Genomic DNA, 20367 nt, shown 5'->3' with positions numbered 1-20367 from the left:
CGTCGTGTCGTAGCCTGGCGGACTTTGCTTCCCGAGGAGGTTGACGTGGCCGAGTTTCCGCAGGACGTCGTGCAGCGCTTTCACGCCACGCCCGAACAGGTCGACGCCGGCCTGGTGGGCGAGCCGCCAGGGACGTGGGAGTCCGTCGTCGTCGAGGAGTACGACAGGTCCTGGGCGCAGCAGTTCGTCGCCGTCCGGTCGTCGCTCACCGAGGCCCTGGGTGATCTGATCATCAGCCTGGAACATGTCGGGTCGACGGCGGTGCCGGGGCTCGCCGCAAAGCCCGTCATCGACGTCGACCTCGTCATTGAGAACACCGCCGAGGAGGCCCCCTATCTCCCCGCCCTGGAACGGCTCGGGTACCGGCTGGTCCTTCGGGAGCCCTGGTGGCACGGGCACCGAATGCTTCTCAGCCCCGCCGAGGACGTCAACCTGCACGTCTGGCCGCTGGGTGCGCCGGAGCCGGTCCGGCACCGGCTCTTCCGCGACTGGCTGCGCGCGCACCCGCACGACCGGGAGCGGTACGCCGCGGCCAAGCGCCGCCTCGCGCGGGACACCGCGCACCGGCCCCGCGACTACAGCCTCGCGAAGAACGACGTCATCGACGAGATCTACGCGCGCATCTTCGCCGCCTGATGACCTCACGCCGACGGCCACGGCAACGCGTAGATCTTGGACAGTTTCCGTTACCAGCTAACGGAAACTGTCCAAGATCTGGCGGCGGGCCGGGCTGCAGGTCTGCCAGTCGGCAACCGGACCGGACGGCCCGTCAGGAACAGTCGAAGCGGTAGTCGAACGGCCTGGTGGGGCAGGCGGTGCAGACGAACAGGTAGATCCCGCCGACGTCGCCCAGCATGAGGCCGCTCGGGTTCTGGATCGTCCGCCACGGGTGGTCGGCGTCGGTGTCCCATCCCCAACCGACCATCGCCGGACGATCCTCTACCGGAATCCACCGCTTTTCGTCACCGCGGCTGAACTCCCAGCTGGCGACCGTCAGCAGATGGTCCATGAGCGAGCCGCACCCGCAGACCGGCCAGTCCGGGGACTGGGTCCAGCCGGGGTAACCGCCGACCTTGATCCCCGAGGCGACCGCCAAATCGGTTTCGTACTCCCAACCGGTCTCCTGCGCGACCTGCCTCATCGTGCCCTCGATCTGCGGCCACACGGCCTCCGGGAGGTCCCAGCCCGGGTACTCGGTGACCCGCTCCGGGTCGAGCACGCAGGGGTTGGGGACGTGCGCTGGATCTGACTCCACATCCGGTACGGGCATTTCCTGAAGCCGGGCGCCGATGTCGGCGCGGCGACGCCATCGCAGTGCAGGGCGAGGTGTCGTCCACGGATCATGGTCGAATGGGCACCACAGGACCTGCAGCATGTCCGTGCCCGCCGGGAACGGCACTTCGGGCACGTCCGCGGCCAGCAACTGCGCCACCGGCACCAGCGGTGCCGCCGGCTCACCCGGAGAGTCGCTGTAGTGGTCGCCCGGCTCCGGCCCGTCGCACATCGGCCACGCTTCGTCGGCCGGCCACAGCAGCGGGCCGCCTACCGAACTCTGCTCCGCTGTTGGCAAACCCGGGCGGGGATGCAACCGGACGGTCGTCCGCGCCAACGGCGCAACCTCCGGAAAGACCTGCGGCACGTCGATGGGGCTGGAGGGGGTGGTGTGCACGCCGCCGATCGTAGGAGGCGCGCAATCAGCGTGTTCAGCGCGGCGGCTGCTGCATGAGCCAGGTGGGCACGGGCTCCGGCAGGAAGCTCATCACCTCCCAGCCGGCCCGGCGGTACAGCTCGACGTTGCCCGGGTTGCTGGTCTCCAGAATCGCCGGCAGGCCGTCGGCGGCGGCACGATCCAGGCCGGCCCGCATGACGGCACGGCCCCAACCGCGCCCGGCGCTGTCGGGGTGGGTGCCCAGAACACCGAGGTACCAGAACGGGAACGCCGGCAGGGCGTCGTGCACGACGTCGTCGTAACCCTGCACGCGGGCCAGCACGTCGGGCGGGTAAGGAGAGACCTCCGGCACCCCGTGCGCAGCGGCCGGCACGGCGGCCGTGCCGGCAGCCGGTTGCCCGGTCGGCGGATCCCAGAGGGCGACCGACGCGCCCCCGCCGATCGTCCAGATCGACTTCCGGTGCACCCGCCTGTCGAAGAGGTGCCCGAAGAAGGCGGCTGCGTACCGCGGATAGGTTTCCTCGTCGGGAAACAGGGACCGCAGGATCGGATCCTTGACGAACGCGGCGACAAGCGTGTCGACAACTGTCGCGCGGTCGGCGGGCGTGGCGATGGTGATCTCAGGCGCCGTCACAGCAGTCGACACTATCCGGACATTCACCTTGACCCTGACCCGGTGGCAGACCGGAGACTGGGTCCCATGGACCTCGATGACTACCGGAAACACTCCCCGTACAGCGACCCGGGTCGGCACGGCGGGCTCCTCGATGCCGTGGCGGCCGACATCCCCACCGTGGCGGCGACCGCCCGCAACGTGATCGTCCACTACCGGGCCGGGGGCGTCGAGTTGCCCGACGACCGGCTCGACGAGGTGAACTGCCGCTGGGTGGACCGCATCCTCGACACTGACCAGTCCCGCTTTCCGCTGCCCCTCGCGGCGGAGCGTCCGGCCGTCGACCGCGTGGCAGGCTGCTGTCGGGACCACACGCTGCTCTCGGTCGCGGTGCTGCGTCAGCACGGCATCCCCAGTCGCAGCCGGGTCGGTTTCGCCTCGTACTTCGCGCCCGACTGGCACCACGACCATGTGCTGGTGGAGTACTGGAACGGCGACCGGTGGGTCTGGGCCGACCCGGAGCTCGACCCAGCCGGCGACTGGGGGTTCGACGGCTACGACATCGACCCGAAGGCAGGGCTCTTCGACTCGGCGGCGCGGGTGTGGTCGGCGTACCGGGCCGGGACGATCGACCCCGAGCGCTACGGCGTCAGCCCGGAGCTGCCGATCCGCGGCGACTGGTTCATCCACGACTACGTCCTGATCGAGCTGGCCCACCGGCAGAAGGACGAGCTGCTGCTCTGGGACGGCTTCGGCGCGATGACCGAGGACATCGCCACCGCCGACCTCACGCTCGTGGACGAGATCGCCGCGTTGTTGCTCGCCGCCGACGACGGCGACGAGACCGCGGAGAAGGCCCTCGCCGACCGGTACGCCAGCGACGCCCGACTCCGCCCCGGCCCGCAGGTGCACAGCATCTCGCCAGTCTCCGGCACCGTCAGCATCGTCGAACTGCGCCGCTGAGCGGCCGGGCGTGTGTCGAAGTCCCCGGATCCGACACACGCCCTACCCGAAGGTAAAGGCGTACGCCTCGGCGCCGGGCTGGCCGAACGTGATCTCCAGAGTCCGCTCCCGGACCGCGCCGTCCTGGCGGACGAGCTGGTAGAGCCGCCCGTCCTGGAGTACGCCGTTGCCGTCGGCGTCGACGTCGACCCCGTGTGACGGGCCGGGGGCGTCTCCGTCGAGCGATACGCGGAACGGGATCGGCGCTCCCGTTCCGGGGGCCAGCACGAGATGCGCGTCGCGGGCGTGGAACCGGAAGGCGATGCCGCCGCCGGCCCCGTCCAGCACGACGTTCTCCGACCCGATCGTCCACTCCCCCGCCAGCGCCCACTGGTTGAGGCCGAGGCTCTCCGGCACCTGGTAGGCGCGGCGTTCGTCGAGCGCGGGGCCGTTGGGCGACGCGAAGTGTTCGCCGCGACTGAAACCGAGGTACGACTCGGGCGTCCGCAGGTTGTTCCAGTCGGCCTCCGCCTCCGGGCCGAGCCCCTTGACGGGTACGGGTTCCCGCTCGATGCCGAGCAGTTGCTGGAGCACCCGCTCGGACTGCTCGTAGCGTCCCTCGCCGAAGTGGTCGTCGCGGATGACGCCGTCGGTGTCAACGAAGTAGAGCGCCGGCCAGTAGTTGTTGGCAAAGGCGCGCCAGATCGCGTAGTCGTTGTCGACCGCCACCGGGTAGTCGATCGATCGGGCCGCCACCGCCCGCCGCACCCAGTCGACCTTGTGCTCGAATCCGAACTCCGGGGTGTGCACCCCGATGACGACCAGGCCGTCATCGCGGTAGGCCTGCGACCAGGCACGCACGTACGGCTCCTGGCGCAACCAGTTGATGCAGGTCAGCGTCCAGAAGTTGACGAGGACGACGCGCCCACCCAGGTCGGCGGGGCCGAGTGGCTCGGAGTTGAGCCACTCGGCCGCCCCGTTCAGCGAGGGCAGGTGCACGGCCACCTAGCGCAGCGACCGGAAGGCGGTGCGAAGCTCTTCGGAGAAGATCTTCGGCTGTTCCCACGCCGCGAAGTGCCCGCCCACGTCGAGCTTGTTGAAGTAGATGAGGTTGGAGTACGCCTGCTCGGCCCAACTCTGCGGCGCCTCAAACAGCTCGTCGGGGAAGACGCTCACCGCGACCGGGACCTTCACGCCCTTGGCGGCGAAGAACGACAGCTTGTTCTCCGCGTACAGACGCGACGCGGAAACCGCTGTGTTCGTCAACCAGTAGAGCGAGATGTTGTCCAGGATGTCGTCGCGGGTGAGGCCCGCCTTGGCTCCGTCGAAGACCTGCGAGATCAGGGCCAGACTCTTCGCGTCGTGGTCGAGCAGGAAGGACGCCAGGCCGACCGGAGAGTCCGCCAGCCCGGTCAGCGTCTGCGGACGTGTCGCCATCATGAGGGCGTAGGCGACGTGTTTCCACACGAAGTTGACTTCCTCGGCGGCACGCATCTCGTCGTCGGAGAGCCCGGATGGCAGCGAGCCCATGGCGTTGTTGGCGCCGGTGGTGTCGCCCTGGAAAAGCAGGTCGATCTCGGGTGGGACCGCACCGGGCATGTTGGTGTGGATGCCGAGCAGTTCCGGAGGCGCCTGGAGGCCCATCTGGTCGACGACGACCGCGCCCCAGTCGCCGCCCTGCGCGACGAACCGGTCGTAGCCGAGCCGCTTCATCAGCTCCGTCCAGGCGGTGGCGATCTTCTGTGGGTTCCACCCTGACTCGGTCGGCTTGCCGGAGAAGCCGTGGCCGGGCAGCGACGGGATCACCAGGTGGAAGGCGTCCGACGCGCTCCCGCCGTGCGCCGTCGGGTCGGTGAGCGGCTCGATGATCTTCATCTGCTCGATGATCGACCCGGGCCACCCGTGGGTGACGATGAGCGGCAGCGCGTCCTCGTGCTTCGAGCGCACATGGATGAAGTGGACGTCCACCCCGTCGATGGCGGTCATGAACTGCGGTACGGCGTTCAGCCGCGCCTCGGCCTTGCGCCAGTCGTACTCCTTCTCCCAGTAACGGGCGACGGCCTGAATGGTCGCGAGTGGCACGCCCTGCGACTGGTCGTTCACCGTTTCCTTGTCCGGCCAGCGGGTGGCCTTGATGCGCCTCTTCAGGTCGTCAAGGTCGGCCTGAGGAATGTCGACCGAGAACGGCCGAATCTCCGTGGTGCCCGGACGAGTCTTGGTTTTGACAGCCATGCGTGTTTCCTCTCCGTCTCGGTTTGCGCCTCGCGAGGAGAAATCATGGGGTGAAAGGCTGCCCGGACTTATGTGCCAACGAGATTGGGCACGCCGCCGCCATATCTCGGAGCCTAGAACGCCGCACAGGTTGCTCGTGGCGATACGAGCAGCCCTCTCATGTGTCAGCTTCGGGGGCCGCGACGGCGTGTTCGGCGGCGCGGCTGACCTGCTCCCAGCCCTCCCAGGTGTCCATCCGTCGGCGGGCGATGTCGAACGCCAGGTCGTAGACCATGCTGCCGAGCAGGAGCCGCAGCGGCGGCTCGTCGCTGTCGACCAGTTGCAGCAGCGCCTCGGCGGCCAGCCGGGGTTCGCTGTCGATCGACCCCTCCGCCCACTGCCGCTCCAGCTCAGCGCGCAGTGGGGCGTAGGCGTCCATCGGGGTGGTGGCACGCACGCTGGTGTACAGGTCAGTCCAGTATCCGCCCGGCTGCACGATGCTGAGCTTGATGTCGAAGGCCGCCGCCTCCATCGCCAGGGCCTCGCTCATGCCCTCCAGGGCGAACTTGCTCGCGCTGTACAGGCCGGTGCTCGGGAAGCCGCCGAGCGCGGCGATGCTGGAGACCTGCACGATGTGGCCGGACCGTTGGGCGCGCAGGTGCGGCAGCACTGCCTGACTGACCCAGAGCGCGCCGAAGAGGTTGACCTCGAACTGGGCGCGCGCCTCGGCCTCGGTGAACTCTTCGATCATGCCCATGGACAGGGTGCCGGCGTTGTTGACGACGATGTCGAGCCCGCCGAAGTGCGCGACCGCGGTTTCTACGGCGGCGTTGACCGCCGCGCGGTCAGTCACGTCGAGGGTCAGGGCCAGCAGCCGATCGGCGTACTTCTCGTCGAAGCCGGCAGTGGCGATGGTCCGGGCGGCGGCGACCACCCGGTCACCCCGGTCGAGTGCGGCGTCGGCGAAGGCGCGGCCCAGGCCGCGGCTGGCACCGGTGATGAACCAGGTACGCATGTGTTCTCCCAGCGTTTGAAGACGAGACGGTCCGTCTCGCGATGGGCTGAGACTAAGGCTGCGACATCGGCGCCGTCAAGACGAGACGGTTCGTCTCGTGCGCTGGTATCGTCTCGCTCATGACGCCCAACACGGCCCGCCGGAGAGAGACCTCCCGGCGCGCCATCCTCACCGCGGCCTTCGACCTGCTCCAGGAAACGGGGTACGCGAAGCTCAGCATCGAGGGCATCGCCGCGCGGGCCGGCGTCGGCAAACAGACCATCTACCGCTGGTGGCCGTCGAAGGGCGCTGTCATCTTCGACGCCTTCCTCATGCTCAGCGAGGCCACCGAGGGTGGGCCGCCGACGCTGCCGGACACCGGCGACCTGGCGGCGGACCTGACAGTGGTGCTGCACGCGACGGTCGAGGAGATGAACGACCCCCGGTACGAGCAACCGATGCGGGCGCTGTCCACCGAGATCGCGCTCGACCCCGAGCTGGCCGCTGCGTACGCCGAACGGTTGGACGGGCCGCTGAAGGAGGCCAAACGGCAGCGCCTGCGCAGCGCCCAGCGGGCGGGCCAGATCGCCGACGACGTCGACCTCGGCGTGGCGGTGGACATGATCTGGGGGCCGGTTCTCAACCGCTGGCTGCACCGCAGCGGGCCGCTCACCGCCGAGTACGCCGACCTCGTCGTCGCCACCGCCCTCAACGGACTGCGCCCCCGCCGATCCGGCGAGTGACGATCGGTGGGACGGCTTTGCGCTGCCACAGCACCGTGCGGCAACATCAGGCGCCGTGACGGCAGCACCAGGCACGGCCCCCGACAACGACACCCCGGCCAGCACGCCCCGGTCGAGTCGGCGGGTCCGGCACTGGTTGGCCGGCGCCGGGGTCACCGCCCTGGCCGCCGTACTCGGGATCACCCTCGCCGTCCGCGGCGGCGCCACCCCCGCCTGCGCCGCGCCGCCGACGGGCAACGCGGTCCACAAGGGAACTGCCAGCTTCTACGACGCGGGCCGCTCGGGAGGCAACTGCTCCTTCCCGGGTCCTCCGGCGGACCAGCTCTACGTGGCTGTCGGCACGTCCCAATACTCCGGATCGGCGGCCTGCGGCAGTTACCTGGAGGTGACCGGTCCGAAGGGCACGGTCCGGGTCATGGTGATGGACCAGTGCGGCGGCTGCGGACCCAGCAAGATCGACCTGTCCACCGAGGCGTTCACCAGGATCGCGGACCGGTCGCAGGGCATCGCGTCCGTGACGTACCGGGCGGTGGTGAACCCGCCGCTCGACGGAGGGCTCACCTTCCGGATGAAGGGCGGCGCCTCGAAATACTGGTTCGCGACGCAGGTTGCCAACCACGGCAACCCGCTCCGCTCGGTCGAGGCGAAGGGACCGGGCGGCGGCTTCCGCAAGGCCGCCCGGCAGAGCGACAACCACTGGACCATCGAGGGCGGGATCGGGCCCGGGCCGTACAGCATCAGGGTCACCGACGTGTACGGACGCCAGGCGACCGCCACCGGCATTCGCCTGGTCACCAAGCAGGTGCAACGCAGCACGGCCGTCCTCGCCAGCGCCTCCCCCACGCCCAGCAGCTCACCCTCGGCCCCGCCGAGCCCCACCATCGCGCCCTCACCGAAGCCGACGGAATCGGCCGCACCGACGGCGACTGTCGAAGCGCTCGCGGGGGCCGCCGTGCCACTCGACCGCCCCCGCTGCTGACCGAGCCGCAGCGGCGGTGAGCGGCAGCGGCGGCGGCAACCGACGGCAGGCGGATCAACAGAGGAGCGTGGCGTGGACTCGTTGGACTTGGAGCTGTTCGCGGACTACCACCAGATCCACCTGAGCGACGAAGGGTCGACGGGCGACCTGAGCGAGGCGTGGACCGATCAGGCGGTTGTCGACCGCCTGGCCGTGGTCGACGACGCGATAGCCATCGGCACGTCGGTGAACGTCACTGTCGCCGTGCGAGTCGACGTGTTGGACGCCCCACCCGCCGATGACCACACCGACTACGACCACGTGGTCGAGGGCAGCATGCAGATTCGGTCGGGCCGCCTCGTGGTCATGGGTTGCACCGACTACGAGCCGGATGCGGCGAGGGTCCAGGTGCCGGTAGGGCCCCTTCGTGTCCGGGCCGCGAGCAGCAACCTTGCCGAGGCGGAGCGCTCGGGGCTCGACTCCGACGAGGCCCCGCATACGATGGAGCGGCTGCGGGTGCAGGTGTGGCCCGCCCCGGGTGGGGAGCCCGTCGTGGTGAAGCGCTGGCAGGGCGAATCCCGGTTGCGTCAGGACCTGTAGCGGCCGAGCATCGCCGCATGGATGCTGTGGTGCAGTGGGTTCGCACGACGTGGACGAAGCGGTCGCGCGGCGGAGCCGAGGCAACGCGGCGTAACGCCGTGCCGGTGTCGTTCGTCCTACCGGAACGGGCGGTGCCATTCGTTCAAGAGATCAAGATGTCGGAGGCCGTGGGATTCGAGCCTCGCGAGGAACTGACGCGCCCGCCGTACCGGAGCGACGTGCGTCTCCAACTGGTAACTGGTCAACTCCAGGTTGAACTGCTCGCGTCAGCCTGGGGCGCGCCGCGCCGTCACCGCCGGCCGCCCGCGGTGAGACTCGCCCGCGGCGAATGGCTGCGCTGGCACATCAACTACCGTTTCGCCGGGATGAACGGCGGAGCCACCTTCTACCGCTTGGACACCCTCAACCTGGCGCACGGCGCAGTCCCAGCCGACACCATCCTCGGCGAGCCGCCTCGATTCATCGACGAACGCGCGCACATCTGGTAGCTGCCACCGCCGCGCCTCAGCCCTCGTGCCCGCCGTACCATCCGACGGTGATTTCGGAATCCTTCGATGCGCGTGGCGGGCTCACCTACGTTGACCGCCTCGACTTCACCCGAGGCGACACACTCAGGGCCGTCCGACGAATGGCCTGGCCGACGGTGAAGCTGCACGCCGACGACAGCACGGTGACCTTCACGTCGCGTGCCGGATCGGACGCTCTGGAACACTTCTTCGTCGCCGCGGTGGCGCACCATCCGTTTCACCGGCGGATCCCGCTGCCGGCGACCGCCGTCGCCTTCGAGGTCGAGGAGCGCGACCAGGTCCTGCTCTTCTGGACGCCCCGCGCGGTCGCGGTCCTGCGTGCACTCGACAAGCTGGGCTGGGACGCCGAACAGCCCGAGCCCTGGACCCCGTACGTCTGAGCTGGTGGTCGCGCGGGAAAGAGAGAAGGGCAGCGAACCGGTCAGCACCAAGCTGCCCGACGACCTCTACGCCCGGTGGGGGCATTTCGGCACGTTCCAGCCGATCGACCGGCTGCACTCCAACCACAGCGACCGATTGCCCTGGCAGTACGGCCCGGCGGCCAACGCGTCGGCCAAGAAGTTCCTGAACCTGCGGAAGAAGCTGCAGCCGTACACCTACGCCGCCGCCAAGGAGGCGACCCGCACGGGTACGCCAATCGTCCGGTCGATGTACCTGGCGTACCCGAATGAGCAGGCCGCGTACGGCACCGCCGGTTCGCAGTACCTGTACGGCACGGACTACCTGGCGGCACCGGTGACGACGCCCGGCAACACCGCCACCACGTCGGTGTGGTTCCCGCCGGGCAACAGCTGGACCGACATCTTCACCGGAAGACGTACCGGGGCGGCACCACGCAGAACATCACCACCACGCTGGACACCAAGCCGGTGTTCAAGAAGCACTGACGTTCCAGGGATCCGGACGCCAGCCGGGTGGGGCGACCCACCCGGCCGGTTCGTTGCTTGGCTGGGCTCAGCGTCGGTGGGGCCGGCGGACCAGCGACAACCAGCCGAGGAACCTGGCGTGCATCGCGGGCGGGTCCGGGCGCAGCCCGAGGCCGTACACGTCGTCGATGGCCTCCTGCATCGACGCGGCCAGGTAGAAGGCCAGCGCGATCGAGTGGCCGTAGAACTCGGTCACGAGTGCGAGCTGAGCCGGGCCGCACGGCCAGGGCGCGGCGCAGTTGCGGCACAGCCACGCCGGGCGCATCGGCAGGTGCGGGCGAGGGCGGGCGGTCATCCGACCCGCACCGGACGTCGGCGGCGTTTGGCCGGCCCGGTCGGTGTGACGGGCAGGGCTTGCAACCGCACGCCCGCGCGCATCACATACAACTCGCGCCGCGCCACCGCGTCGCCCGCCGCGTTCAGCTGGTAACCCTCGATCCAGACCCACCCGTGATACGTGTGCCGCTCGGGCAGCTCGCGGATGACGCGTACGAAGATCGGGCGCAGAAACTGCACGCTCGCCGTAGTGGTCAGGTGGACCACGTCGCCGGCCTTCAGGGGCCTTTCGGGATTGTCGTCGGGCACGGTCTCCCCTTTGTGCCGTTGGGAAGGGGCCGCTCTTGTGAGTGCTCGCCCGTCGGAGCGGCCCCGCTACGAACGCGACCGCCGGATCTCGTGGGCCTGCCAGCCGCGCCGCTTGGTGACACTCTGCTGTGGAGACCACTACGCTCGGAAGGTGTTCCAGGCGGTCGGGCCGAAGCTGGCGAAACAAGCTCCAGTCATGTGGCACCTCGGGTAGTCGATCTCCGATTTGAGGAGAGTTGTATGGCTGACGTGCCAAGTCCCCTCGCGGACTTCATCGTGAGCGAGATCCGCCGTGCTCGTGGAGCGTCCGGGATGACGCAAGAGTCGTTCGGCCGGGCAGCGGGCTTCAGCGCTTCGCACGTCAGCGCCGTGGAGAGCGGCACCCGAGCGCTGACGATGGACTTCATCCGGGGAACTGACCGCGCCTTCAACAACGACGGGTTGTTCGGACGCCTCGTGGTGAAACTCGGCGCACCGTCGTGGTTCCTGCCGTGGCTGGACGCCGAGCGTGGCGCGCGACAGCTTCGTCTCTTCGAGCCACTACTGATCCCGGGCTTACTTCAGACCGAGAACTACGCCCGCGTCGTAATGCGCTTGAACGACCTCATGTCGGCCACCGAGGTCGACCAGCAGGTGAGCGCCCGCATGAGCCGACACAAGATCCTGACCGGCGACACCCCGCCACAGGTGGTGGCCGTGCTGGACGAGTCCACGCTCCGCCGTGCGGGCGACGAATACGCCGGCATAATGGCCGAGCAGGTCGCCCACCTCATCACCGTCGCCGAACTGCCCCACGTTCACGTCCACGTGATTCCAGCCGGTGCCGGCCTCCACATCGGGCTGTCCGGGCCGTTCGCGCTGGCGCGGGCCGGCGACGGGACCTGGGTCGGGCACCTCGAAAATCAGCTGGGCGGGATCGTGGTCGACAACGAAGATGGGCTACATACTCTTCATGCGAGGTGGGAGAACGTGAGGAACGAGGCACTCCCGCGTCGACAGTCCAACGAGCTGATGAAGGAAGTGCACAGCGATCATGGACCTCACTAACGCCACCTGGCGCAAGTCCCGGCACAGCGGTTCGTCGGGGGGCAACTGCGTCGAGGTCGCTGACAACCTGCCCGGCGTCGTCGGCGTCCGGGACAGCAAGGACTCAGCCGGCCCGGCCCTGACCTTTGGTCCTGCAGCTTGGCGGGCGTTCGTCACTCACGTAGTCGAGCGGCCCTGACCAAAGTCAGGCGCGCGAGGCTTCGCGCCGAACCAAAGCGCCGCAATCGACCGGGTCCCAGACACGCTTTACCGGCGCCTGCAGTCCATCGACCTACTGAAGGAAGTTGAGAGCCATCATGGACCTCAGTAACGCCCGGTGGCGCAAGTCCACCCGCAGCGGCGCGAGCGGCGGGAACTGCGTCGAGGTGGCAAGCAACCTGCCCGGTGCTGTGGCCGTCCACGACTCGAAGGACGCCACCGGACCGGCACTGACCTTCGCCCCGACAGCCTGGGCCGCGTTCATCGCACAGGTGTCGGAGCGGCCGTAAGCGAGGCCGACGTACGACAGCGCCCCGGGCGGGGCGCGTGCAACCAGCCGTCGCGATACCAGCCGGCGACAGACGTCAGCTGTGACGGAAGATCTGGTCTCGGTACTGCTGGAAGCCGAGCCAGCCAGCGGTTTGAGTGGCATCGCCGGTCAGGAATTCGCCTGTCGAGATGTCGAGGGCGCGACCACCCGTCGCGGCGACGATCCGCGCGACAACGGCCAGGACGTCGTCGCCGCCGCCGCGTACGTGCAACATGATCGAATCCACGGGATCGTCCGACCCGATGTTGAACTCGATGCTCCACGTCGGGCCGACCATCTGCCCCCACGCAGGATCCGCGAGGTCGAGGTCCGGGAAGTTCTCCCGTAGACATCGCCTGATGTCCGGTCCGGTGCCCAGGGGCGGCGGATCGAAGTCCTGCGGAAGCTGGTCAACCGACCTGGTATGGGGCGGGGCGGCGAAGACGAGCACGTCCCAACTCACCGCGTCCTCCGACGTGCTCAGGCAACCGCGACAGCGTACTCGTAGTGGTTGCGCCACGCGGGGTCGGCGGAGTTCACCCCGCCGGGGAAAACCGTTGGTCCGATGGAGGGATCCGTCCGCCGTCATCGGCGGTGATACTCGATAGGTCGAGTCGTAGAACCACCCGGTCAGCGTCACGCTCGGCGTCGAAGCCCGGCCACGACCCGAAAGGGGTACCGGTGAATCAGCCGCATCACGCCGTCGCCGCATGGCGTGCCGCTGGCGAGGCGGGTGACGCCAACGCAGCGGTCGCCGCTCTCAGCCCCGAGGTCACACTGCTCTCGCCGATCACCGAGCAGTTCGCCTTCCAGGTACGCAACCTGCTCGAGGTGGCCCTGGCCGCGATCGACGGCATCACCTACACCGACCAGGTCGCCGAGGGCCGCACCGTGGCGCTGTTCTACGAAGCCCATGTCGGTGGCCGACGCCTGTATGAAGCCCAGCGCCTCCGTCTGGATGCGGACGGCCTGATCGCCGAGATCACGCTCTTCGTCCGTCCCCTGCCGGCGCTGACCCAGCTGATGACCAAGCTCGGCCCCGAACTGGCCCGGCGCAACAAACAACCCGGCCTTGCACGGCTCATCCCGCTCGCCGCCGGAATGTTGCACTCGATGGCCAACACCGGGGAGCAGCAGATCATGCCGCGTGCCGCGCCTCGGTAGCCAACGATCGGAGCAGATCCAGGCCCTCGGACCACGCGCCGAACCCGGTCTTGGAGTCCAGGTGCCCTACCGCGCCCGCGTCGAACAGTTCCGAGCCCCAGTCTCGCGCGTTAACCAACAGCAGCCAGCGACGACCAACGCCGACGGGTTTGCCCAGATACTCATTCAGGGCTTCGCTAGGGCGTCAGAGGCGCACGCCGTCGTCAGTCCGTCTCAGGTCGCACATCGGTGGGGTCAACTTCCCATCGCAGAACTGCCCCGGACGAGTGGTCACTGGTGATCGTCACAGGGTAGACGTGACCCGCCGCCCGCTCTCCCCGATGCCGCATCGAGTGGTCACCCTCGTTCCAGCCAATCCCGAGGACGGGGCAGCCCGCAACCTCGACCGGTCCGACGCGCAGCGGATGGTCCGCAGCCAACCGGCGGAAGTTGTCGTAGTCGGTACCTGGCTCCGCGGACGGGCCGGCCCACGAATCGAGCGCGACGGCGTCGCCCAGGACCATGCCGCACCTGTCGGCCGGTAGGTCACCGAGCAACCGGCCGGCACCTTCTCCACCCAGACGAACCTCAAGCATCGTGATGACGGTCTCGCCGAAGAACGGCGACGGCTGGGTAGCCGCCAGCACCGGAAGGCGACGGTCGGCGTTGACGGGTAAGGCGATCGCCTCGAACAGCCACTCCTGGATATGGCCACCACCAGTGGCAGCAACCGCCGCCGCACGGTCGGAAAGCCGCTCGCCGATGCTCGGCCAGATGTAGTCGAGGTGCCCAACCATCGCGAGAACCAGGACACCGGACGGGGCAGCGACCACACCCAACTCAACGAATTCCACCCGGACGAGTCTGGCGGTCAGGTAGAGCCGCCGTCGAACTTGGGGCTACCGCCTGCCGCGCCAGTCCAACCCCGGGACTGACTTGCCACCGCCTCACCGGGGCGCGGAAGCAATGCCAGGACGCGCCGGTCTGATCTTGCGCTGGGGATGGGAGTGCTCCGAAGCCATAGCCTCGTGATCGTCGAGGAGGTTGCCGGGTGAACATTTCGTGGAGTGCCACGTCTCAGACGTCAGGGAAGTTCGCTTCGGTGGAGCGGTCGGGCTTCGGTGGCCTCATCGAGCGGTTCGATAAACTGCGTGCCCAGGGGCGCGGTTACCTCGAAGTACGGGCCGGCGCCGTGTTCCCTGTGCTGACGCTCGGGTTCGCGGGCTCTGCGGCGGTCGTCCATCTGGTGACGGACGAGGACGCCATGTCCCTCCTGGCCGCCGATGAGCGTGCGGACGCGAATGCGGAAGTACTGGTGCTGGACGACCCGGTCGAGTTCACCGCGGACTTCGTTCTCAACCTCGAACGCGCCTGGCTGGTTGTCGAGGAGTTCGTCCACACGGGCGATCCTGGTCGGGCAGGAGAGTGGCACGAGTTGAAGTGATGGCCATGCCGGATCGCTGCTGCGCGTTGACGTAACGGCATCGACACCCAAGCACAGAACCAGCTCAGAGCCTTGATCGAGACTCCCAGCTGGTGGGCGACGGACGAGTCGACCTGTACGCCGGATTCTGTGCGCGGCGCGTACCCCGAAAGGTTTGCGCCGGCGGCGGCCATCCATCTCGGCCTGCCGTTGCCGGCAGGCTCCAGCGGCCTACCCGCAGACATCGGGCGGGCAGCCCTCAAGCGTCTGCGCCGGGTCGTCATCTTGCGGTGACGGCCCTTGCTTGGCCTTGCTCCGGGTGGGGTTTACCTAGCCACCCCGGTCGCCCGGGGTGCTGGTGGGCTCTTACCCCACCGTTTCACCCTTACCGTCCCCGTTGGGGTCGGCGGTCTGTTTTCTGTGGCACTGTCCCGCGGGTCGCCCCGGGTTGCCGTTAACAACCACCCTGCCCTGTGGAGTCCGGACGTTCCTCGGCGGCAGGCCGAAGCCCGCCGACGCGGCCGCCCGGTCGACTCGTCCGTCGCGCTCTCATCCTAACGACGAGCATGCTGCCGGTATTGCCGCCCCGCCCGGGCAAGATCGCGCTGCTCACGGGCGATCCCGCGAAGCCAACTCAGAAGGCGACGGCTAGCCTCGTGGGGCTATGGATCTCTCCCACGCCGCGCTGCTGCTCGCCGCCGGTCTCGCCGCTGGCACTGTCAACGCGGTGGCCGGTGGCGGTTCGTTGATCACCTTTCCGGCGATGATCGCGATCGGTTTGCCCCCGGTGCCGGCGAACGTCAGCAACTCCGTCGCCGTGTTCCCCGGGTACCTGGCCAGCGTGGCGGGCAGCCGCCAGGACCTGCCGCGTCCCCGCGCGCTGGCCACGCTGGTGCCCACCACCATCGTCGGCACGATTGTCGGGGCGTTGCTGCTGCTGGCCACTCCGGCCCGCGCGTTCGAGCTGGTCGTACCCTTTCTGGTCCTCGGCGCGACAGCGGTCCTGGCCTTCCAAGACCCGCTGCGCCGGCTGGTCGGTCACCCCCGGGACCTGTCGCCGCGCAAGCGGACGGTCGCGGTGCAGACGATGGTCGCGCTCGGCGCGGTGTACGGCGGTTACTTCGGTGCGGCGCTCGGGGTGATGCTGGTTGCCGGGCTGGCCCTGGTGCTGGACGCGACACTGGCCCGGGTGAGCGCGATCAAGAATCTGCTGTCGGCGGTGGTGGGGTTCACGACGCTCGTGGTGTTCGCCCTGTTCGGCCCCTTGAACTGGGCGGCGGTCGCGGTGGTCGCGCCGGCCACCCTCATTGGGGGGTACGCGGGCGCCCGGCTCGTCCGCCGGCTGCCGCCGGTGGTGCTCAAGACGGTGATCGTGGTGTTCGGTACGACGATCGGCCTCTACCTGCTCTCGCGCGCCCTGCACTGAACCGCCTGACGGGCGGTCAATAGGTCTCGCCGACGGGCTCGTGTTCGGTGTCGGCGGCGGCGCGGTTCCAGCGGGACCAGAGGACCCGCTCGCCGTAGCCGGCGGCCATCAGGTGCGCGAAGGCCAGGTAGACGAGCACGCCGACGGCGAGCACCCCGAAGCCGACCCAGAACGGCAGCGCCAGCGACTGCTCGGCGAGCTTGCCGGAGATGATCGGTGCCGGCGCTGCGGCGCCCCAGCGGACCAGGTTGAACGCGCCGGTGGCGACCCTCCGGTCGCTGGAGCCGAGGCCGAGCGCCAGGTCGGTGAGGTTGGCGTTGGCCAGCCCCATGCACAGTCCGGCGAGCACCAGCACCACGAGCGCCTCGGCGGTGCTGCTGGAGGTGGCGAAGAGGACCATGCAGACCAGCAGCCCGGCGATGGCCACGCCGACGGTCTGTACCGCGCCGATGCGGTGGGCCAGCCGGTGACCGATCACCATGATGCCGGCGGCCAGGCCGAGACCCCAGCCGGTGAAGGCGAGCCCCAGCGGGATGACGTCCAGGCCGAGGAAGAGCGGCGTGTAGCCGAGCACCACGAAGAACACGAAGTTGTACGCGGCGGTGACCACGCAGAGGGCGATGAACGCCGGCCGGCGGTAGGTGGCGAAGATCTGGCCGACGCGTACCGGGGCCTGGCGGTTGGTGGGCTCGCGCAGTTCGCGGGAGGCCACGCCGAGGGCGAGGACCATGAAGACGCCGCAGACGAAGAACGGCAGCCGCCAACAAACCTGCCCGAGCAGGCCACCGATCAGCGGTCCGACGGCGAAGCCGAGGCCGAGGGCGGTCTCGAAGAGGCCCACCACCCATTCCCGGTCGATTGCCAGGTTGACCAGGACCACCATGGCGGTGGCGAAGAACATCGCGTTGCCCAACCCCCAGACGCCGCGCAGCACGGATAGCTGCACGATGTTGTCGCTGAACGAGGCGAGGATCGCGGCGAGGCCGACCACTGAGACGCCGGTGATGAGCACCGGCTTGAAGCCGAACCGGCCGCTCGCGAGGGTCGCCGGGATCATGCCAAGGGCCATGACCGCGATGTACGCGGTGAACAGCAGCTCGACCTGCCAGGCGGTGACCCCGATCGCCTCGCCGATGGCAGGCAGGATCGGGTCGACGACGGCGATGCCGGCGATGGCGAGGAAGGCCACCAGTGTGGTGGCGTAGATGGCACTGCGGTTCGGTTCGGAACGCCGATCCACTCCGACTCCTCAAATAGCTGTATCGTACAGGTACTTATTCTGTATCATACAGCTATGAGCGACGACCACGACGAGAGCACCCTCGGCCGGATCGAAACCGAGGTGGCCCTGCTGATGCGCTTCGGCGAGGCCACCCGGCGGGCCACCGGCACCGCCGAGCACCGGGTGCTGGACCGCGCGGCGTACGTCATCCTGCGCCACCTGGCCGATGCCGGCCCGCAGAACGTCTCGGCGCTCGCCGCCCGACTCAACCTGGACGGCTCGACAGTCACCCGGCAGGTGTCAGCGCTCCAGCGCGACGGCCTCATCACCCGCACCCCGGACCCGTCCGACGGTCGCGGCACTGTCATCTCCCCCACTCCGGCCGGTCTGCAACGGATGGCCGCCGTCCAGGCCGCCCGCACCCGGCTCTACGGCGACATGCTGGCCGACTGGAGCCCCGAGGACCGCTCCACCCTGGCAGCCCTACTGGGCCGCCTAAACCAGGCCCTGATAAACCGCAACCGCCCCCGCTAACCCCGCCCCGCCCACTCCCACCGCACCCCACCCCGCTCCGCCCCGCCCCGCTCCCCCCGGCCCAGCTCCGTCGATCTTGCACTTATGGTGGGGGACAAACGGCCTGAATCACCACCTGCCGGGCACCATAACTGCAAGATCGACGCGGGAAGCGCGGGGCGCGAGAACGCGGGGCGCGAGGGCGCGAGGACGCGGGCCGAGGACGCGGGGCGCGGGGGAGCGCGCGGGACAGGTACGCCCGGGCACCGACCCACGTCGGCACCCGGGCGTATCAGTCGTCAGGCGACCGGTTCGCGGGCCGAGTCGGCGTCGCGGTCGGGGCCCGGGGTGATGCGGGGGTCGCCCTCGTCGGCGAAGTAGTCGTTCGGCGTGGTGCCGTCGACTCCTTCCTCGACCTTCGCGGCCCGCAGCGCGAGCGTCACCAGCGCCGCCACGGCCAGGTTGACCGCCACTGCCACGATGCCGACGTAGATCGTCTTGGTGGTGTCGAACCCGAACTCCGACAGCGGGAACGCCGAGCCGCCGAAGTGCTTCCGGGTCGGGCTGGCCACCTGGTAGAGCATCCACATGCCCAAGCCCATGCCGGCCACCCAGCCGACGATCAGGCCGGTGCGGTGGAACCAACGGGTGTAGAGGCCCAGCGCCACCGCCGGCAGCGTCTGCAGGATGATCACGCCACCGATCAGCTGGAGGTCGATGGAGAACTGCGGGTCGAGGAAGACGATGCAGGCCACCGCGCCGACCTTCACCACCAACGAGGTGATCTTCGAGACGTTCGCTTCCTGGGCCGGGGAGGCGTCCCGCTTCAGGTACTCCTTGTAGATGTTGCGGGTGAACAGGTTCGCCGCCGCGATCGACATGATCGCCGCGGGCACCAGCGCGCCGATGCCGATGGCCGCGTACGCGACACCGGCGAACCAGTCCGGGAACTGCTGGTCGAACAGCAACGGCACGACGGTGTTGTTGTCCACACTGCCGGCCGAAGCACCGGGCAGCGGTTTCACGCCGGCTGCGATGGCCATGTAGCCGAGCAGTGCGATCAACCCGAGCAGCAGGCTGTACGCGGGCAGCGCCGACATGTTCCGCTTGATAACGTCGCGGTTCCTGCTGGCCAGCACACCGGTGATGCTGTGCGGGTAGAGGAAGAGCGCCAACGCCGAGCCGAGCGCCAGCGTCACGTACTGGAGCTGGTTGTTGCCGTTGAGCAGGACGCCGTCGTTGGGGTTGGGCGAGGCGTCGAACTTCGCGTCCGCGGCGGCGAAGATGTCACCCCAGCCGCCCAGCTTGTACGGCAGGTAGATGATCGCCACCAGGATCACGATGTAGATCAGGATGTCCTTGACGAATGCGATCAGCGCGGGCGCGCGCAACCCCGACTGGTACGTGTAGGCGGCCAGGATGGCGAACGCGATGATGATCGGCAGGTGTCGGGCCAGCACGTTGTCGCCGGTGACGCCCATCGTCTTGAGCACCGCCTCGATGCCGATCAGCTGCAACGCGATGTACGGCATGGTGGCGACGATGCCGGTGATCGCGATCAGCAGCGCCAGCACCGGCGAGTCGAACCGGTTGCGGACGAAGTCGGCCGGCGTGACGAACCCGTGCCGGTGTGACACCGACCAGAGCCGCACCAGCACCAGGAAGACCAGCGGGTAGATGACGATGGTGTAGGGCACGGCGAAGAACCCGGCCGCGCCGGCACCGAACATCAACGCCGGCACCGCCACGAAGGTGTACGCGGTGTAGAGGTCACCGCCGATCAGGAACCAGGTGATCCAGCCGCCGAAGCTGCGCCCGCCCAGCCCCCACTCGTCCAGGTGCGCCATGTCCTTCGGTGCCCGCCACCGGGCAGCCACGAAGCCCATCGCGCTGACCAGGAGGAACAGCAGGGAAAAGACGATGATCTCGGTGAGATGGTCGCGCCACATCAGGAATCACCCCGCTTCTTCGTCATCTGGTAGACCAGCGTCGTGGTGCCGACGCCAAGCAGGATGAAGGCCAGTTGCAGCCAGTAGAAGCGCGGGAAGCCGAAGACCCGGGGCGAGTCGCCATTGAAGAACGCCGGGATCAGCGGCACCACGATGGGGATGAAGAGCAACCAGTTCCAGGGGCTGTGGTCCTTCGCCCTGGTCGGCGCCGTGGGCGGCGCCTCCGGTTCGGGTGCAGCCATCTGACACACCTCCGGGGAGTCGTGGCTCTCGATGTAACGGCCGGAGGCTACGACTCTGTGATGGCGGTCACCTGACCCGTCCGGAGGGTGCTGCGCCGAACGGCCGGTCGGCTGCGCCGAACGGCG

27 protein-coding genes, 1 other RNA gene and 1 pseudogene are annotated in these 20367 nt (G+C 68.8%); 15 read left to right on the top strand and 14 right to left on the bottom strand.

Annotated features, from left to right (window positions below):
• The first annotated feature begins 45 nt into the window (after positions 1–45).
• A complete protein-coding gene (locus ABZS40_RS07160; protein WP_354942458.1) occupies positions 46–636 on the top strand; it encodes a GrpB family protein in 591 nt (196 codons plus the stop codon).
• A 133-nt stretch (positions 637–769) separates the two neighbouring features.
• Here ABZS40_RS07160 and ABZS40_RS07155 read toward each other — a convergent pair whose 3' ends face one another.
• The gene (locus tag ABZS40_RS07155) at positions 770–1669 is read right to left on the bottom strand and encodes a hypothetical protein (protein ID WP_354942457.1); all 900 of its coding nucleotides are present in this window, start codon (positions 1667–1669) and stop codon (positions 770–772) included.
• Positions 1670–1703: 34 nt separating this feature from the next.
• The gene (locus ABZS40_RS07150; protein ID WP_354942456.1) at positions 1704–2303 is read right to left on the bottom strand and encodes a GNAT family N-acetyltransferase; all 600 of its coding nucleotides are present in this window, start codon (positions 2301–2303) and stop codon (positions 1704–1706) included.
• Positions 2304–2369: 66 nt separating this feature from the next.
• On the opposite strand from ABZS40_RS07150, the gene ABZS40_RS07145 reads away from it, so the two are divergent.
• Positions 2370–3245 (top strand): transglutaminase domain-containing protein, encoded by an 876-nt coding sequence (locus tag ABZS40_RS07145; protein WP_354942455.1) that lies wholly within the window; start codon positions 2370–2372, stop codon positions 3243–3245.
• 42 nt (positions 3246–3287) lie between these two features.
• On the opposite strand, the gene ABZS40_RS07140 is transcribed toward ABZS40_RS07145, so the two are convergent.
• The 3 genes from ABZS40_RS07140 to ABZS40_RS07130 form a co-directional block, all read right to left on the bottom strand.
• Positions 3288–4229: a redoxin domain-containing protein gene (locus tag ABZS40_RS07140; protein WP_354942454.1), complete on the bottom strand. Its 942-nt coding sequence runs from the start codon at positions 4227–4229 to the stop codon at positions 3288–3290.
• Entirely contained in the window at positions 4230–5456 is a 1227-nt protein-coding gene (locus tag ABZS40_RS07135) for an epoxide hydrolase family protein (protein ID WP_354942453.1), read from the bottom strand. It lies immediately after the preceding gene.
• A gap of 157 nt (positions 5457–5613) precedes the next feature.
• A complete protein-coding gene (locus ABZS40_RS07130) occupies positions 5614–6450 on the bottom strand; it encodes an SDR family oxidoreductase (protein WP_354942452.1) in 837 nt (278 codons plus the stop codon).
• Between the two features lie 119 nt (positions 6451–6569).
• On the opposite strand from ABZS40_RS07130, the gene ABZS40_RS07125 reads away from it, so the two are divergent.
• From ABZS40_RS07125 to ABZS40_RS07100, 6 genes and pseudogenes are all read left to right on the top strand, one after another.
• A complete protein-coding gene (locus ABZS40_RS07125; protein WP_354942451.1) occupies positions 6570–7172 on the top strand; it encodes a TetR/AcrR family transcriptional regulator in 603 nt (200 codons plus the stop codon).
• A 55-nt stretch (positions 7173–7227) separates the two neighbouring features.
• Entirely contained in the window at positions 7228–8151 is a 924-nt protein-coding gene (locus ABZS40_RS07120) for an expansin EXLX1 family cellulose-binding protein (protein ID WP_354942450.1), read from the top strand.
• 72 nt (positions 8152–8223) lie between these two features.
• The gene (locus ABZS40_RS07115; RefSeq protein WP_354942449.1) at positions 8224–8730 is read left to right on the top strand and encodes a hypothetical protein; all 507 of its coding nucleotides are present in this window, start codon (positions 8224–8226) and stop codon (positions 8728–8730) included.
• 17 nt (positions 8731–8747) lie between these two features.
• Complete coding sequence (locus tag ABZS40_RS07110) at positions 8748–9218, top strand: hypothetical protein (protein WP_354942448.1); 471 nt, start codon at positions 8748–8750, stop codon at positions 9216–9218.
• A 47-nt stretch (positions 9219–9265) separates the two neighbouring features.
• The gene (locus tag ABZS40_RS07105) at positions 9266–9637 is read left to right on the top strand and encodes a hypothetical protein (protein WP_354942447.1); all 372 of its coding nucleotides are present in this window, start codon (positions 9266–9268) and stop codon (positions 9635–9637) included.
• Positions 9576–10022 (top strand): annotated as a pseudogene (locus ABZS40_RS07100) (TIM-barrel domain-containing protein); the annotation flags it as partial. The gene ABZS40_RS07105 and the pseudogene ABZS40_RS07100, both read left to right, overlap by 62 nt.
• A gap of 189 nt (positions 10023–10211) precedes the next feature.
• Here the strand turns inward: ABZS40_RS07100 and ABZS40_RS07095 are convergent.
• Entirely contained in the window at positions 10212–10478 is a 267-nt protein-coding gene (locus tag ABZS40_RS07095) for a hypothetical protein (RefSeq protein WP_354942446.1), read from the bottom strand.
• Positions 10475–10768 (bottom strand): hypothetical protein, encoded by a 294-nt coding sequence (locus tag ABZS40_RS07090; protein ID WP_354942445.1) that lies wholly within the window; start codon positions 10766–10768, stop codon positions 10475–10477. The genes ABZS40_RS07095 and ABZS40_RS07090 overlap by 4 nt, the downstream gene beginning before the upstream one ends.
• Positions 10769–11008: 240 nt before the next feature.
• On the opposite strand from ABZS40_RS07090, the gene ABZS40_RS07085 reads away from it, so the two are divergent.
• From ABZS40_RS07085 to ABZS40_RS07075, 3 genes are all read left to right on the top strand, one after another.
• Positions 11009–11815 carry a helix-turn-helix transcriptional regulator gene (locus ABZS40_RS07085; protein ID WP_354942444.1) on the top strand — a complete coding sequence of 269 codons (807 nt, stop codon included), beginning with the start codon at positions 11009–11011 and terminating at the stop codon, positions 11813–11815.
• Positions 11802–11993: a DUF397 domain-containing protein gene (locus tag ABZS40_RS07080; protein ID WP_354942443.1), complete on the top strand. Its 192-nt coding sequence runs from the start codon at positions 11802–11804 to the stop codon at positions 11991–11993. Before ABZS40_RS07085 ends, ABZS40_RS07080 begins: the two co-directional genes overlap by 14 nt.
• A gap of 118 nt (positions 11994–12111) precedes the next feature.
• On the top strand, positions 12112–12303 hold the full coding sequence (locus tag ABZS40_RS07075) for a DUF397 domain-containing protein (RefSeq protein WP_354942442.1): 192 nt from the start codon (positions 12112–12114) through the stop codon (positions 12301–12303).
• Positions 12304–12378: 75 nt separating this feature from the next.
• Here the strand turns inward: ABZS40_RS07075 and ABZS40_RS07070 are convergent, their stop codons facing one another.
• A complete protein-coding gene (locus tag ABZS40_RS07070) occupies positions 12379–12774 on the bottom strand; it encodes a hypothetical protein (RefSeq protein ID WP_354942441.1) in 396 nt (131 codons plus the stop codon).
• 230 nt (positions 12775–13004) lie between these two features.
• Between ABZS40_RS07070 and ABZS40_RS07065 the strand changes: the two genes are divergently transcribed.
• Positions 13005–13487, top strand: coding sequence for a hypothetical protein (locus ABZS40_RS07065; RefSeq protein ID WP_354942440.1), 483 nt, complete (start codon positions 13005–13007; stop codon positions 13485–13487).
• On the opposite strand, the gene ABZS40_RS07060 is transcribed toward ABZS40_RS07065, so the two are convergent.
• Positions 13462–13605, bottom strand: a complete 144-nt coding sequence (locus tag ABZS40_RS07060) for an alpha/beta hydrolase (RefSeq protein WP_354942439.1) — start codon at positions 13603–13605, stop codon at positions 13462–13464. The genes ABZS40_RS07065 and ABZS40_RS07060 overlap by 26 nt on opposite strands.
• Before the next feature lie 85 nt (positions 13606–13690).
• Positions 13691–14320 (bottom strand): hypothetical protein, encoded by a 630-nt coding sequence (locus tag ABZS40_RS07055; RefSeq protein WP_354942438.1) that lies wholly within the window; start codon positions 14318–14320, stop codon positions 13691–13693.
• Positions 14321–14517: 197 nt separating this feature from the next.
• Here ABZS40_RS07055 and ABZS40_RS07050 point away from each other — a divergent pair, with 197 nt between their 5' ends.
• Positions 14518–14910, top strand: a complete 393-nt coding sequence (locus ABZS40_RS07050) for a hypothetical protein (protein ID WP_354942437.1) — start codon at positions 14518–14520, stop codon at positions 14908–14910.
• A 100-nt stretch (positions 14911–15010) separates the two neighbouring features.
• Here ABZS40_RS07050 and rnpB read toward each other — a convergent pair.
• Positions 15011–15426, bottom strand: an RNA gene (gene rnpB / locus ABZS40_RS07045) — RNase P RNA component class A.
• 127 nt (positions 15427–15553) lie between these two features.
• On the opposite strand from rnpB, the gene ABZS40_RS07040 reads away from it, so the two are divergent.
• Complete coding sequence (locus tag ABZS40_RS07040) at positions 15554–16315, top strand: sulfite exporter TauE/SafE family protein (protein ID WP_354942436.1); 762 nt, start codon at positions 15554–15556, stop codon at positions 16313–16315.
• A gap of 16 nt (positions 16316–16331) precedes the next feature.
• Here the strand turns inward: ABZS40_RS07040 and ABZS40_RS07035 are convergent, their stop codons facing one another.
• Complete coding sequence (locus ABZS40_RS07035) at positions 16332–17555, bottom strand: MFS transporter (protein ID WP_354942435.1); 1224 nt, start codon at positions 17553–17555, stop codon at positions 16332–16334.
• A 54-nt stretch (positions 17556–17609) separates the two neighbouring features.
• Here ABZS40_RS07035 and ABZS40_RS07030 point away from each other — a divergent pair, with 54 nt between their 5' ends.
• Entirely contained in the window at positions 17610–18071 is a 462-nt protein-coding gene (locus tag ABZS40_RS07030; protein WP_112582618.1) for a MarR family transcriptional regulator, read from the top strand.
• 278 nt (positions 18072–18349) lie between these two features.
• Here ABZS40_RS07030 and mctP read toward each other — a convergent pair whose 3' ends face one another.
• A complete protein-coding gene (mctP, locus tag ABZS40_RS07025; protein ID WP_354942434.1) occupies positions 18350–19999 on the bottom strand; it encodes a monocarboxylate uptake permease MctP in 1650 nt (549 codons plus the stop codon).
• Positions 19999–20241 carry a DUF3311 domain-containing protein gene (locus tag ABZS40_RS07020; RefSeq protein WP_354942433.1) on the bottom strand — a complete coding sequence of 81 codons (243 nt, stop codon included), beginning with the start codon at positions 20239–20241 and terminating at the stop codon, positions 19999–20001. The genes mctP and ABZS40_RS07020 overlap by 1 nt, the downstream gene beginning before the upstream one ends.
• Positions 20242–20367 lie beyond the last annotated feature (126 nt).

This window comes from Micromonospora sp. NPDC005324 (assembly GCF_040607155.1).
Taxonomy (GTDB): domain Bacteria; phylum Actinomycetota; class Actinomycetes; order Mycobacteriales; family Micromonosporaceae; genus Micromonospora; species Micromonospora trifolii.
The sequence above is the reverse complement of the archived record's forward strand: the minus strand, read 5'-3'. Positions and strand labels throughout refer to the sequence as shown.